Below are 14,254 nucleotides of genomic sequence, written 5' to 3'. Positions count from 1 at the left end.
ACAATAATCTTCTAAGTTACCGCCCAAAGCAAAAGGAGGCAACTACTTGCGTATTTGCCTCCTTGCTGAACTTTAAATAAAAAGAATCCTATTTCGTGGTCGTTTCCGTCAGTTTCACTTTCACGGAAGTGTAATATAAAGTAGTGGTTGCCTCGAACCCGGAATCGGTTCCGAAAATGAGCCACAGATTGCCGCTGGCGTCGGTTTTACCTTTGAATTCACCAGTTTTCGTCAGCAGCTTGTAGCCTACCTTATCGGTTCCGTTTCCGATATCACCGATGATTTTCATATCCTTACCGTCGTTTTTCTGCTGGATTTTATCGATGTTCATCCGATAATGATCCAGGTTGTCGACCGTCGTTTTCGGCTCGACAGGTACTGCGCCGATGCCCACGCTCACGGCGTTGGGGGCACCGCCCACACCTATCCAGCCCTCTGAAGGTGCGTCAGACGCAAATTCCAGTGTGAAAGCCGCATTGTATTCCTGGTTCGGTTTTAGTCCCGTAACTTTCTTTTTGAAATACATAAACAGGTCGTCGCTATGGTTGTTGCCCGAAATGCGGAAACCCTTTTTCTGGGTGTCGAGCGGCGCGGGCAGGTTGGCGATTCCCTCTTCGAGTTTCCAGTCTGTTTCCATCTTCACAGGATAATCGGCAAAACCGGCTGTCCATCCTTTCTTGTCGCCATTGAACTGGTCGTTAATCTCCATTTCTAAAGGCAGTCCCGGGGCGCTGTCATCGTCGTTGCAAGCAAGGAACAGGAATGGCAGGCCGAGCATTAAAACTAACTTTTTCATGAGCTGTTATTTGGTTTTTAAATCCGCTAAGTGATGCAAAACCGCATAGGTTTGGTTGGAACAAACTCGCAAAAGTTATTCCCGCCCGGCCATGTATTTCTGAAAATGAACGATCTAGCTCATGTTAAATTTTCAATTAATCATAATAAAACGCGCAATTACGAAGCCGCATACCGGGATGTCCCGCCCTGTTTTTTGCGGTTGAAAAACGTGTAAATAATCGGGAAAACGAGCAGCGTCAGAACGGTCGCTGTGATAAGCCCGCCGATTACGACGATGGCCAGGGGCTTCTGTGTTTCGGAGCCGATACCAGTCGACATCGCTGCCGGCAGCAACCCTATCGCCGCCATCAGGGCCGTCATCACGACCGGCCTGATCCTCGATTTCACGCCCTGCCGCACCGCTTCTTCCAACGGCATCCGGGCCGCCAGGTTTTTGTTGAATACCGAAACCAATATCACCCCGTTTTGCACGCATAACCCAAACAATGCAATGAACCCTACCCCGGCTGAAATTCCGAAGTTCATATGCGTAACATGCAGCGCGAGGATACCGCCTACCAATGCGAAAGGCACGTTGGCGAGCACGAGGCCTGCGTCTTTGGCATTGCTGAACATGATAAACAGCAAAATGAAAATCCCCACCAGGCTCACGGGCACCACTTGCGCCAGCCGGTCGGTGGCGCGCACCTGGTTTTCGAATTCTCCCACCCATTCCACGGAATATCCTTTCGGCAAATCGGTCAGCTTTTCCTTTACGCGCTGCTGAGCCTCGGCGATGGTTCCGCCTAGGTCTCTGCCGCGGACAGAAAATTTAACACCGATAAACCGCTTGTTGTTATCCCTGTAAACGAAGGCCGGACCGGTGATTTTGCGGATTGTGGCAATCTCCTTCAATGGTATTTTGCTGCCGGTGAGCGTCGGTACCATCAGCTGCTGAATGCTTTGCTCATCGGCCCGGTACTCTTCTTTGTAGCGCAGCCGGATATCGAACTTACGCTCGCCTTCATACAAAATAGAGGCCGTCTTACCTCCGATCGCCATTTCGATCACCGCCTGGGCGTCGGCGGTACTTACGCCGTATTGCGCCATTTTGTGGTCATGCAGGATCACGCTGATCTCCGGCTGACCGATATTGCGGATCAGGCCGAGGTCTTTGATACCATCCACATTCCGCACGGCGTCCATGGCAACGTTGGCGTATTTTTCCAGCTCCTGTAAATCGGAACCGAATATCTTGATACCGTTGCTCGCCTTATAACCTGCCACCGCTTCGGCCACGTTGTCGACAATCGGCTGTGAGTAGTTGTACAAAACGCCGGGATAGTTGCTCAGCAGTTTGTTCATTTCATCGGTCAGCTGCTCGACGTTGATCTTCCGCTTCCATTCTTTCTGCGGCACCAGATCCACCTGAAACTGACAGAAATAGAAGCCGTTGGGGTCGGTACCGTCGTTGGAACGGCCTACCTGGGACAGTACCTGCTTCACTTCCGGGAAAGTTTTCAGGTCGCGACGGATCTTTTGCGACATTTTCACACTCTCGGGCAGCGACATGCTCATCGGCAACTCGGCCGTCACCCATAATGCACCCTCATTCAATTGAGGCAAAAATTCGGTCCCCAGCATGGTGGCGGAGAAAAGCGATACACCCAGGAATGTCGTCGCCACGATCATGCTGACCTTTTTATGTCCGTAACACCCTTCAAAGCCCTTCGAAACCGTCTTATCAAAGAAATTCACAACCGGGTTATTCTTTTCCCGCACATTCTTGTTCAGCAAAAACGAGCAGAGCACAGGCACCAGCGTGAGTGTATAAAACAATGCACCCAGCAAGGCAAAACCCAGCGTGTAAGCCAGTGGACTGAACATTTTACCCTCTACTTTCTGAAAACTGAAAATAGGGATCAATGCGGTGATAATGATGAGTTTAGAGAAGAAAATAGCCTTACCCAGCTCACCGCCCGTCTTTTTGATCAAACCCAATTTCGACAACCGGTTGAAACGGTCCATACCCCGCTTGTTCGCCATATGATCGAGCGCAACGAACACGCCCTCGACCATGACCACAGCCCCGTCGATGATAATCCCGAAATCGATCGCCCCCATCGATAGCAGGTTGGCCGACATGCCTTTCAAATACAAACACATGAATGCAAAAAGCAATGCGAGTGGGATGATGATCGACACGATGACGGTCGTACGCCAGTCGGCCATGAACAAGAAGACGATGACGGTCACAAATACAATACCCTCTACCAGGTTATGCTTTACCGTATCGGCGCAGAATTCGATCAGATTATCACGATCGTAGAAGGTAACCATCTTCACATCCGGCGGTAGTATCTTGGTGTTCAGCTCCGCGATTTTCTCCTTGATGCGCGCCAGCACTTCGCTTGGGTTCTCGCCTTTCCGCTGTACCACAATGCCTTCTACGACATCGTCCTTACCGTCCAGTCCTACCTGCCCCACCCGCGGCAAATCCGATTCCTTCACGTCCGCCACATGCTTCACCAACACGGGGTAATCCTTCACATATTCAACGATAATGTTCTCGATATCCTGCGTCGATTCCAGCAGTCCGATCCCGCGCACGACGTACGCCTGACCGTTTTTTTCGATCACATCCCCGCCCACGTTGATATTGCTCTTCGTAACGGCCTCATACACATCGGCCGGCGTAATATTGTATTTCGCCAACGCAGTAGGGTTCACCTGCACCTCGTAAATCTTCTCTCTCCCGCCAAATGCCACCACATCGGCGACACCCGACACGCTGCGTAACTGGCGGTCGATCACCCAGTTCTGCAATGTGAGCAGCTCGCGGCTGTCGCGATCTTTACTTTCGAGCGTATACCTGAAAATCTCACCCGTGGGCCCGTATGGCGGCTGGACTTCGGGATCGACGCCGTCAGGTAACGACACCGTCCGGAGCTGGTTATTCACCTGTTGCCTGGCAAAGAAATCCTCGACCCCGTCGTCGAATATGATTTTGATCACCGACAACCCGAACATCGTCACGCTCCGCACATTGGCTTTCTTCTGAACCGAGTTCATCGCGATCTCGATCGGCTGCGTCACAAACCGTTCGATCTCCTCGGCACTGCGCCCGTTCCACTGCGAAACGATGATGATCTGCGTATTGGTAATGTCCGGAAAAGCTTCCAGTGGGGTCGCACGATAGCTCGCTATGCCCGCCACAACGAGCAGCCCCGTCAGGAAAAATATGAAAAAGCGGTTCCGGAGGGAAAACCCGACGATTCCCCTGATGAATTTGTTCATGATTCAATTTTGAATGATTGAATGACTGAATGATTGAATGAGCCGCCGTGGAACGAGGAATGATTGAATGAATGGGTAAATGGGTAAGTTATGTTCTCAGGTAAATGTTTTCTGACTCACTATTGGGCCATATCTGGCAACACCTTACTATTCTTGACAATCCCTGACTATTCATTCATTCGGTCATTCAATCATTCGGTCATTCAATCATTCAATTATTGATTTAACGCATTATAGATAAGCAACTGATTCTTAGACACAACAACCTCTCCATCTGCCAGGCCACTGCTGATGTACGCGCGCTTGGAAAGGTTACGGAAAACCTCCACGGGCCGCGCCTCGATTTTGCTTTTGCTTGTGAAAACGAGTACCCAGTTTTTGCTCCTGTCAAAAATCACCGCCCTGGACGGTATCGACTGCATCCGGGTATTTTCCTCGAAATTGAGGCTTACGGTGGCGTGCATTTCGGGTTTCAGCCGATAACCGGCGTTCGAAAGCTGAATGCGGATCTTCATTGCCCGCGTTTCGGGATCAAGGACATTGTAAATTTTATCGACTTTGCCTTTGAAAACTTCATCGGGAAAACTGATCGTCTTGATGTCGGCCGGCATACCCAGCCGGATTTTGGGAATATCGCTCTCGTTGACATTGGCCATCACCCACACGTCAGAAATCTGGCCTACGGTAAAGAGGCTTTCCGAATTGTCGGAGCGGAGTTGCGTGCCGCGGTTCACATTTTTGTCTACGATAAACCCGTCGATCGGCGAGCGCACTACATAACTAGCTGATTTTGAAATACCATATATCGCAAATACGGCCTTCACCCGATCCAGCTCCGCCTGCGATTTGTCGACCATCTGCCGGGCTGTAATCACCTCGCGCTCAGGTACGAGTTTGCTTTCGAAAAGATCTTCGGTCGATGACAGGTTTTTCTTCGCGACCAGTAAATCGGACTGTGCTTCGATCATTTGCCGTTCCAGGTCGGCCACTTCGCCCGAGCGGATCATGGCCAGTTCCTGCCCTTTGCGCACGTGATCGCCGAGCTCCACTTTCACATCCTCCACATTCCCTCCTACCAGCGGAAACACCCGGATCACCCGGTTTTCGTCCGGCACGACTTTCCCTACCAGCGTCAGCTCGTTGCGCACAGTTTCCGTTCTCACGGTATCGAGCACGATCTGCCGCATCATCGAGTCCGACAGTATGAATGCCCTGGACTCTTCCTGCGGGCTGGTTTGCTTCCGGCAGGACACAGCCAATAAGGCCACCATTCCGCCCAGAATGGCGATAGCTATTTTTTGCATGATGTTTTTGATGGTTTAAAAGGCGAATAATTCCTCTCCTACGACAAAGTTCAGCTCTTCATACACTTTAATACGGTCGGATTGCAGCCGGTTGAACTCCCGGACGCTCTCGTTGTAGGTTTCGATGAAATCAATGAATTCGAGGAGGGTTATATTTCTTTTCTGAAAGTTGTCGTAAATGCCGCGGTTGAGCTGCGAGAACTGATCGGTAAAGCGTTCCTCCACGCTTCGGTAGGTGTTTTCCGCCACGATCACTTTGTTCCAGGCCGCATTCACCTCGTTGGCAATGCTGTTCCTTTTCGCAGTTTCCTGGGTTTTGAAATAACCGATCCCGCTTTTCGCGGCCCGGATATTCCCCTGGTTACGGTTAAAAAACGGCAGGTCCATCGAAGCCGAGACACCGAAATAGTGGTTCTGGTAATTACTCGCCTGGTCGTACACCGCGCCTAGCTGCACATTCGGTTTCGCCAACGCTCTTTGCAGGTTATAATTCAATTCCGCCCGTTTTACCGACGATTCGGCCACTTTCAGATCGGTGCGGCGCGTTAATGCAAGTTCCCGCAGCTGGTCCGGCGTCTGTGCCTGAATATGGTACCGCGCCATTTCCAGGCTATCGACTACGGGTACCACGTAGGCTTCCGTATTGCAGTAAATCCGCATATCGCGCTGGTTTTCGGCCAATTCAAAAAGAATATCCGCCCTGTTGTTTCTCAATTGGAAAAGCAGCGCCTTCAAGCGCACCACCTCTTTGAGTGACACATTGTTACGGCCATATTCCTTATCAAATGCGTCCACGGTCGTCGCCAGCATAGCGATTTGATTCTCCATCAATTGCAATGTCTGGCGAAGGAAATGGGTTTCGAAAAAGAGCTGCCGGAGATCGAATTTCAGCGTCCGGGCCAGGTCAAAAAATTCCAGTTCCGTTTTGCGCGTCGTTTCCATATCCAGCGCCACTTGTTTCGTACGCTTGCCGGCGCGGGTAATGACCTGTTGCAGGCTGACAAACTTCTGCCCGCCCTTGCCCACATCCAGCCAGCCCCGCGAAGGATTGTAAGCGCTCAGCTCCACGTTCAGATTTGGGTTATCCCAAAGTTTGTCCTGTATTTCAGCCGCCTTGGCGATGTCGATCTGGTAGCGTTCGGCGAGCAGGGTCAGGTTGTTTTTTAAAAAGAGACTGTCCACCTGCCGGACGGTCACTTTGAGGGTATCCTGGGCCTGTGCAGCAAAGCTCGCACAAGCCAGTAACCCGATCAGGTAAAATCGCATAACTCTTGTTTTTGACAATGCAAAGATTGGGAAACGGTACCTTCCGGCCACCATTTTTGCATTTAGAAAATCCTTAAAAGTAAATTAGAAGAAAATTAAAAACAGCGTTTAGACGCATCCAAGGCACATTTTACATAAAACCAACCATCTAACCGCAGCCCGACAACTCATTCGGCCATCAATATATAGCCCAATCCCGGCCTGGTCTGGATCAGCTTCACGTCATAGCCTTTGTCGATCTTTTTGCGCAAGTAATTGATATATACCTCCACAAAATTGGTCCCCGGATCGAAAGTCAAATGCCAGATATTCTTCGCCAGATCCATCTTCGAAATGATCGTCCCCGGATGAAGGAGAAAATATTCGAGCAAGGCAAACTCCTTGGCAGTCAGCCCGATAAATTTCCCGGCACGCGTCACCACCTTGGTATCCACATTCAGCTGTAAATCGGCGATGCCTAGTACCCGCTTGCCCTCACCCGATTTCCCGACAGCCGAAAGGCGCAATGCAGCATTCACCCGTGCAATCAACTCCCTGAAATCAAATGGCTTAACAATATAGTCCGTCGCGCCACGCCCCAACCCTTCGACCTTGTCCTCCACCTCGCCGTAAGCTGTGAGCATAATGACGGGCATCACCGGCTTGAACTGCCTGATCAGTCTGCAAACCTCAAAACCATTCATTCCGGGCAGGTTAATATCCAGCAATATCAGGTCATAACGCCCTTCCAGGGCCATTTTTTTACCCGCAAGCCCGTCACGGGCAATCTCGGCGTCGAAGTCTTCCGATTGTAAAACCCTGTAAATGTTCTGCGCAATCCGCAGGTCGTCCTCGATAATAAGTATCGTTTTCTTCGTCTTCATACATATTCCGGTCAGGTTTGCGTCAAAAAGAAGAGTCAGGAGTAATGCAAAGATGATGGGCGGGATTTGGAACGCCCGCTGAAAGTGATTAGATTTTAATTAAATATCACCAAAAAGCGCATTACGATATTGAAGATCAACGGGTAACGGAAAGTATACCCGTTCCATCCGTTCGATGCAGCGAAACCACCGCATACCTATATACGTAAACTTTAAACCATTGGAAAATCCGATTACCATCCGACAAATGCTCCTTACCGACGTTCCATTCGGCATGCAGCTGGTGCAGCAGGCGGGCTGGAACCAGCTCGAAGCCGACTGGCACCGCGCGCTCATGCTACACCCGGAAGGCTGTTTCCTCGCCGAACAAGCCGGTAGAACCGCAGCCGGAACCGTTACCACCTGCATTTTGGACGACCGGACTGCCGGCCAGCTTAGCGGATCAGTTGCCTGGATTGCGATGGTGCTGGTAGATGCCTCCATGCGAAACCGAGGCATTGGTCGACAGCTCATGGAACGCGCGATAGCACATTTGGATGGCCTGAATGTTGAAACACTGCGACTGGATGCCACGTTTTTCGGCAAGGGATTGTATGAAAAACTGGGTTTTCAGGAAGAATATGAAGTGGTACGCATGAAAGGCATTTCCAAAATGCACGAGCGACTGGGCGATGAGGCCATGCCATGGACGCCGGAGACGTCGGCTCCTCCTATTCTCGACCTCGATTTCCGGATAACAGGCACTCATCGGGAGGCATTCCTGCGTTCGCTGCTCCAATCCAATATATTTTACTATTCCATGTTCGAAGACGACCTCGCCTATGCGGGCTCCCGCAAGGGGCGCAACGCGGTCCAGCTCGGTCCGGCAGTCGCGTCCACGCCCGAAGCCGGCCGGCAGATCTGTGATGCTATGCTGCATCATTTTCGTGGGCTGCCAATTTTTATAGACATTCCCGTTCCCAACAAAGCGGCATTACGCTGGGCAAAAGCCAGTGGTTTGGAAGAACAGCGGAGGTTTATCAGAATGTACAGGGGCAGAAAAATAAAAGATAGGCCGGAACTGATCTGGGCCAGTTCGGGTCCGGAAAAAGGCTAGAAAACAGGTTTGTTCAATAAGCTACATTCATTGTTTCCAATCAACCCAAACCGTTCGATAATATTCCATTTAGATTCACACAGCTGCTAAAAAATAGTTGCCGGGTTTCGCTTACTTTAAGCAAATCCATGTTTATTTGTCGACTTCAAATTAGTTTGAAGCAATATTCCCGATGAAGTTTAAGTCCTCCGTGAAAGATCTGTCCCAAAATCCGGCGCAATGATTTCTTTTCCCACAATCCGTATTTGTTGCAGATGGTTACTGACTATTACCGTATTTATGAGCCAATTATGTCGGGCTCAATCATTTTACGCAGTACTGGTCGCTGATACCAAAGATCCTTCATTAGGCGCGAGTTGCGAAAAAGACCTTGTAGAAATGTCGGGTACACTACGGAACATTTCAAAAAAAATCGAATACAATTACCAGGAGCTGATTTGTCATCAGGATAAATTTGGAAAAGGCGGCATTCAGGAGGCTATTTCCAAAATACAATGCAAACCGGAAGACATCATTTTCTTCTATTATACCGGCCATGGAATCAATGCCGAAAAGAGTAAATTTCCTATTCTTTATCTCAAGGATGAAAACCTCGAACTGGAAACCGTTCACCGGCTGCTGAAAGAAAAGAAGCCGCGCTTTTGCCTCACATTAGGCGACTGCTGCAACAAACTCCTCGCAGGTACGCGCCCGCGGACGGCAAAACCCGTGGTAAGGGGAATCAGGGTGACCGAGGATACCAAAATCGCCCGCGCGCTGTTCCTGGATGCCAACGGCGACCTGCTCATCAGCAGCGCCATGAAAGGCGAACAAGCTACGGCACACCCGCACGATGGCAGTTTTTACAGCAATACCTGGATGCAGGCGCTCGCCTACGCGGAGGGGCATAACGCGCATGTGTCGTGGGAAACGCTCCTTACCGATGCCGAAAACCGCTTGCAGGCAAGCCTGAAAAGCCTACCCGATTCGTTGAAGCACCACTCGCAGTGGATAAGCACTTTGCCTGCGACGAAGCTGCCCTGCCCACAAGCCAGTTTTACGGAGATCAACAAATTCCTGAATGTGCTGGCGGACGAGAAACTCAGTTTCAACGACCGCAGCAAGCTTAGTATACTTGGCCAAAAAGGCTTTTTCGGGCCGTCGGCGCAGGTGAGCATTTACCTGGACGACCCTGAGAAGCCGGTGGATACGCAGCCTATCGACCTGTTTTTGAAAAGGATCGTCAACACCGCTCCGCTCATCGATGAATTCAATTTCGTAGAGCGGCTTTCGTCGCTCGGGAATGGGTGCACCTACGACGTGGTAACATTACAGGAAATCCGTAAAAAACGGTAAGTCATTAGCTTAAAATATATGCTTAAACATCTTATCTCATCCTGCTTTCTCATTCTCGGCATCGGGCAGCTGTTTGCTCAGACCGAAATGGACAAAAAAAGGCTGGCGGAGTTTCGGCAGTTGACGGAACAGCGCGTGAACGACCTGCAACTATATATTGCCCTCATTGCCGATAAGAATAACTCCATCGAACAACGCGAACAAGCGGTGGAGCTGGCCGTTGGCCTGTTTGAAAAAGATCACCTGGTGAACGGCAAAAGGCGTGCGCCGCATGTGCAGGTGTCGCGCAGGAATGGTATTGTATCGTCGGTACCGGTGCCAATCTATTTCAAAAACCTGATGCATGTGAAGTTCGACAAGGTGGAAATAACATCCTACGACGCAGCGGTCGTTTCCAAATTTGAGAAGGCGGCCAGCGGCGATTACCGCGCCCTCGCCACGTACTACCAGCAGTTCAAAGGAATGGACAAGCTGGGCAACCTCGTTTACGGCAGCCGCGACCGCAAGGATATCCGCGTTACGGCGCAGAGTATGGCCGTATATGCGCAGACGGGCAAGGAAGACCTGAAAATATTCTTCGGCGATATCACGGTTAAAGACACCGTCCCGATCCCGGGCTTTTAGGCCACCAATACCATTACCACAACCCGAATGAGGTTTATAATCAAAATAGCCACCTTGTCCGCATTTGTATGCTTCACTGTCCTTCGGTCCCCGGAATCGCAGGCGCAACGGCGCGGCATGGGTTTGAAAATGGACGATTCCAGATACCTGCGGCTTCCCCGCAAATCGCCCGATATTTTGCTGAAAGGCGCTCTGCCGGAATCGTTTCACATCCGGGAGCTCCTACCCGAAATCGGTGACCAGGGCATGGACGGCACATGCGTGGGCTGGTCGGCGGCATATTATATGCGCACGGCGATGGAAGCCGGCAAAATGGGTATCGGCAGCCAACCGGCCAAAATTGCCGCCATCGCATTCTCCCCCGGATGGCTCTACGGGCAGCTCAAACCGGGCCAGGACACCGCGTGCGCCGAAGGCGTTTTCCTCGAAGACGCCCTGGAAGTGATGAAAACGAAGGGCTCGGCATTTCTGAGCTGCGCCCCGGGTACCTGCGGGAGCAAATACGAGCAATGCGACGAAAAAGCAGCCAACTACAAAATCGCCGACTATGCCACGCTATTCAGCCCGAAGGACGGAGAAAGCACAGTCGAACAGCGTATTAACGCCATTAAATCGGCGTTGGTGGAAGGCCGGAATGCGGTACTCATCGGAATGCTCATACCTCCGTCATTTATCGACGAAGCCACCGGGAACTGGCGGGCCGCCGCCGGTGAAACACCCGATAATGCCGTAGGAGGCCATTCGATGGCCGTGGTAGGCTACGATGACCACATTAATGAGGGCTCGTTCCTGATCGCCAACAGTTGGGGAAAAAGCTGGGGGAGCAACGGCTACACCTGGGCCCGCTACGCCGATCTCGCCCGTTTTGCCAAAAATGCCTATCAAATTTACACTGAGCCGACGGCGAAGCCACTTCCTCAGGCCATAACGCTCAAAGGGAATGTCGATTTTATGCTCGGAAATGAAACCATGGCCGTACAATCGACGCGAAGCAAGGGCGCACAGGTAACGCCCGAAATACCTGCCGGCAAAACCGAAATGCTTACCTACACCATGAGCAAGCCTTATCCATCCGGAACGCGCTTCAAAATGGTGATCAACAATACCAAACAATCGTACGTCTACATCCTCGGCTCGGACGAGGAAAACCGCGTATCGGCCATTTTTCCGTACAATTCCGACGAACTGATAACCAGCGCCGTCGTACCTGCCAATAGCACTGTGATAATGCCCTCGCTGCATGCGTCATTCACGCTCGACGAAGTTACCGGCGAGGATTATTTCATGGTATTTATTTCCCAAAACGAATTGAATCTGGAAGAGCTCGCGGCAAAGGTTAAAAATGCGCCGGGGACAATTATTCAGAAAGCCTATGCGGCATTAGGCGAAGCGTTTATCACACCAGCCGAAATCGCTTACGAACCGGAAAAAGTGGCCTACGAGGTAAAAGGCCGGCGAAAGGGAAGTGTGGTGCCTATTCTGGTGAAAATCGTGCATCAATAATCCCTCCTATCCGTCGGCTGATGTTTATTGGATAATATTTAAACCCGATTTGATTTCAATTACTTATTTTTAAATCCGATTATAACCCCAGTCATCAGCGTTTTGAACAAGTATTTCTCTAACCGGCCCGGCAAAATCGTTTCTTTTTGGAAAGGGATTGTCGTGTCCGCATTGATATTGGCATTGGGAATCGTCTTTTCAATAGCGGCCCAGGCCCAGGATAAAATCATCCGGAAAGACGGGAAGGAAATCCATGCGAAAGTGCTGGGTACCGATTCAAAATATGTTCGTTATAAGCGATTCAATAACCCGAATGGCCCCGATTATTTTATTTTCCATTCGGACGTTTCGAAAATAGAATATGAAAATGCCGGCGCCGGACAAAAGGAAGAGCCGCTGAAACTAGCCCGGGAGCATGCAAAGAACGAGCCGGCTGCGGAGCTGCAACTTTTGGAAGCTAATGCATTGAAATATAAAAAACGCCGTAACATCTACCTGGCCGTCGGCACAGCCGCCGTAGTTGCGGGTGCAGCTACGTTTATCAAATTGGGCATTGATTACAGTTCGTATAAAAGCGACATACAACAGACGAACGACGCCTACGTTTCGTGGTACCAAACGAACTACGGTTCCGCACCGCCCGTAGGCGACTTGCAAAAAAAAGAGGGCTTCCGCGCATTCGCCTCGCCGGGCATTTACGCGGGAGCCGCGGCACTCGCAGGAGGTATTGTATTTGAATTAATAGGCCTTAAAAACCTGAATCTGGCAAAAAATACACGCACAGAGATCCTTAGAAGAAAGACAGAATTATCTTTTCAGCCATTTTACAAGCCAACGCATAAGGCAGCAGGTGTTAGCGTCGCACTTTCTTTTTAGGCTTCGTCCGTGATACCCTTTACAATGTTATGAAGCATCTTTTCACATTCCTCATACTGGCCTGTACGGCATTCATTTCCAAGCCGGCACTGGCTATGGAAGGCAGCGCCCCGACGGACACGATCTATCTGAAATCCCGGGAGAAAAAGGTGGTGGAAATCCGGGAAGTGTATCCCGATGTAGTGAAATACCGGTCCGCCAGCAGCAAAAGCCTCAATTCATTGCCCATAGCCGATATTACCGAGATCGTTTACCAAAATGGCAGCAGGGATGTTTTCAATGCGCTCGATCCGGGAGGCAAGCCGGAAATAAAATGGCTGGCAAACCCGGCGCATAGTGACAAGCCGGACGTAAGGCTGAATGGATGTGTGCTGAATGCGGCAGAAAATATTCGCGTGGAAGTGAATGGCACGGCCAATCCGGTAGTGACGCGGTCGTTCAAAGTAGCGGCGGCGCGCGAGGAAGGTTGCGTGGGCGGTACGCTGGTCACCCCGCAGATCGTATTGAATGAAGGGAAGAACACCGTAAGATTGCTGGCAGATAACAGCTCCGGCACCGGCTATTCCGAAACCTGGTCGATCGTGTATGAAAAGGCGAAAAAACGCATCGCGCTGGTGGTGGGCAACTCGGGTTACCAGGCCGGTTCCCGGCTGCAAAATCCTGAAAACGATGCCCGGGCGATCACACAGAAGCTGACCGGCCTGGGGTTCGACGTGATCGAACGGATCGACGCCAGCCAGGGCGAGCTACGGGCAGCCGTGGCGCAGTTCGGCAGCAGCGTGCAGAACCAGGACCTGGAAGTTGCCCTGTTCTACTATGCAGGCCACGGAATGCAGATCGCGGGTAAAAATTACCTGCTGCCCGTCGACATCAGCCCGCAAACCGAAACCGAGTTGAAGGTGCTGGCTGTTTCGGCAGACGACATTCTCGACCAGATGGCATCGGCCGACGAAAACTCACAGCGGACGAACATCATGATCCTCGACGCCTGCCGCGATAATCCGTTGAGCCGCAGCTGGACGCGCAGCTCGGGTGGCAAGGGCCTCGCGGGTATGAGCGCCCCCCCGGGAACGCTCATCACGTTTTCGACCAAACCCGGCTACACCGCACTCGATGGTGAAGGTAAAAACAGCCCGTACACCTCCGAACTTCTGAAAGCGCTCGACGTGCCGGGGCTACGTCTGGAAGACATTTTCCGGACGGTGCGCATTCGTGTGATGGAGTTGACCAACAGGCAGCAAATACCCATGGAAAACAGCCTGCTTACCCGCGAAGTGATCCTCCATCACGCCCACTAGCATTGCTGGCCCCAT

11 protein-coding genes are annotated in these 14,254 nt (G+C 51.2%); 6 read left to right on the top strand and 5 right to left on the bottom strand.

The window, feature by feature from the left end:
• Nucleotides 1–88: 88 nt before the first annotated feature.
• The 5 genes from AC2YIT_RS19440 to AC2YIT_RS19420 all read right to left on the bottom strand — a co-directional run bounded on the left by AC2YIT_RS19440 (nt 89) and on the right by AC2YIT_RS19420 (nt 7,507).
• Nucleotides 89–796, bottom strand: coding sequence for a hypothetical protein (locus AC2YIT_RS19440; RefSeq protein ID WP_487280247.1), 708 nt, complete (start codon nt 794–796; stop codon nt 89–91).
• A gap of 158 nt (nt 797–954) precedes the next feature.
• A complete protein-coding gene (locus AC2YIT_RS19435; protein WP_487280246.1) occupies nt 955–4,074 on the bottom strand; it encodes an efflux RND transporter permease subunit in 3,120 nt (1,039 codons plus the stop codon).
• 215 nt (nt 4,075–4,289) lie between these two features.
• Entirely contained in the window at nt 4,290–5,378 is a 1,089-nt protein-coding gene (locus AC2YIT_RS19430) for an efflux RND transporter periplasmic adaptor subunit (protein ID WP_487280245.1), read from the bottom strand.
• 15 nt (nt 5,379–5,393) lie between these two features.
• Entirely contained in the window at nt 5,394–6,644 is a 1,251-nt protein-coding gene (locus AC2YIT_RS19425) for a TolC family protein (RefSeq protein WP_487280244.1), read from the bottom strand.
• Nucleotides 6,645–6,811: 167 nt separating this feature from the next.
• Nucleotides 6,812–7,507: a response regulator transcription factor gene (locus AC2YIT_RS19420; RefSeq protein ID WP_430849729.1), complete on the bottom strand. Its 696-nt coding sequence runs from the start codon at nt 7,505–7,507 to the stop codon at nt 6,812–6,814.
• 220 nt (nt 7,508–7,727) lie between these two features.
• Between AC2YIT_RS19420 and AC2YIT_RS19415 the strand changes: the two genes are divergently transcribed.
• The 6 genes from AC2YIT_RS19415 to AC2YIT_RS19390 all read left to right on the top strand — a co-directional run bounded on the left by AC2YIT_RS19415 (nt 7,728) and on the right by AC2YIT_RS19390 (nt 14,239).
• Nucleotides 7,728–8,603: a GNAT family N-acetyltransferase gene (locus AC2YIT_RS19415; RefSeq protein WP_487280243.1), complete on the top strand. Its 876-nt coding sequence runs from the start codon at nt 7,728–7,730 to the stop codon at nt 8,601–8,603.
• A gap of 279 nt (nt 8,604–8,882) precedes the next feature.
• A complete protein-coding gene (locus tag AC2YIT_RS19410) occupies nt 8,883–9,938 on the top strand; it encodes a caspase family protein (protein WP_487280242.1) in 1,056 nt (351 codons plus the stop codon).
• An 18-nt stretch (nt 9,939–9,956) separates the two neighbouring features.
• The gene (locus AC2YIT_RS19405) at nt 9,957–10,562 is read left to right on the top strand and encodes a hypothetical protein (RefSeq protein ID WP_487280241.1); all 606 of its coding nucleotides are present in this window, start codon (nt 9,957–9,959) and stop codon (nt 10,560–10,562) included.
• Nucleotides 10,563–10,589: 27 nt separating this feature from the next.
• Complete coding sequence (locus AC2YIT_RS19400) at nt 10,590–12,065, top strand: C1 family peptidase (RefSeq protein WP_487280240.1); 1,476 nt, start codon at nt 10,590–10,592, stop codon at nt 12,063–12,065.
• A 102-nt stretch (nt 12,066–12,167) separates the two neighbouring features.
• Nucleotides 12,168–12,941: a hypothetical protein gene (locus AC2YIT_RS19395; protein ID WP_487280239.1), complete on the top strand. Its 774-nt coding sequence runs from the start codon at nt 12,168–12,170 to the stop codon at nt 12,939–12,941.
• Nucleotides 12,942–12,970: 29 nt separating this feature from the next.
• Nucleotides 12,971–14,239 carry a caspase family protein gene (locus AC2YIT_RS19390; protein WP_487280238.1) on the top strand — a complete coding sequence of 423 codons (1,269 nt, stop codon included), beginning with the start codon at nt 12,971–12,973 and terminating at the stop codon, nt 14,237–14,239.
• The last annotated feature ends 15 nt before the right edge of the window (nt 14,240–14,254 follow it).

The sequence above is a fragment of the Dyadobacter sp. SRI_021 genome, from assembly GCF_057586235.1.
This window is presented reverse-complemented; position numbering and strand designations above follow the sequence as displayed.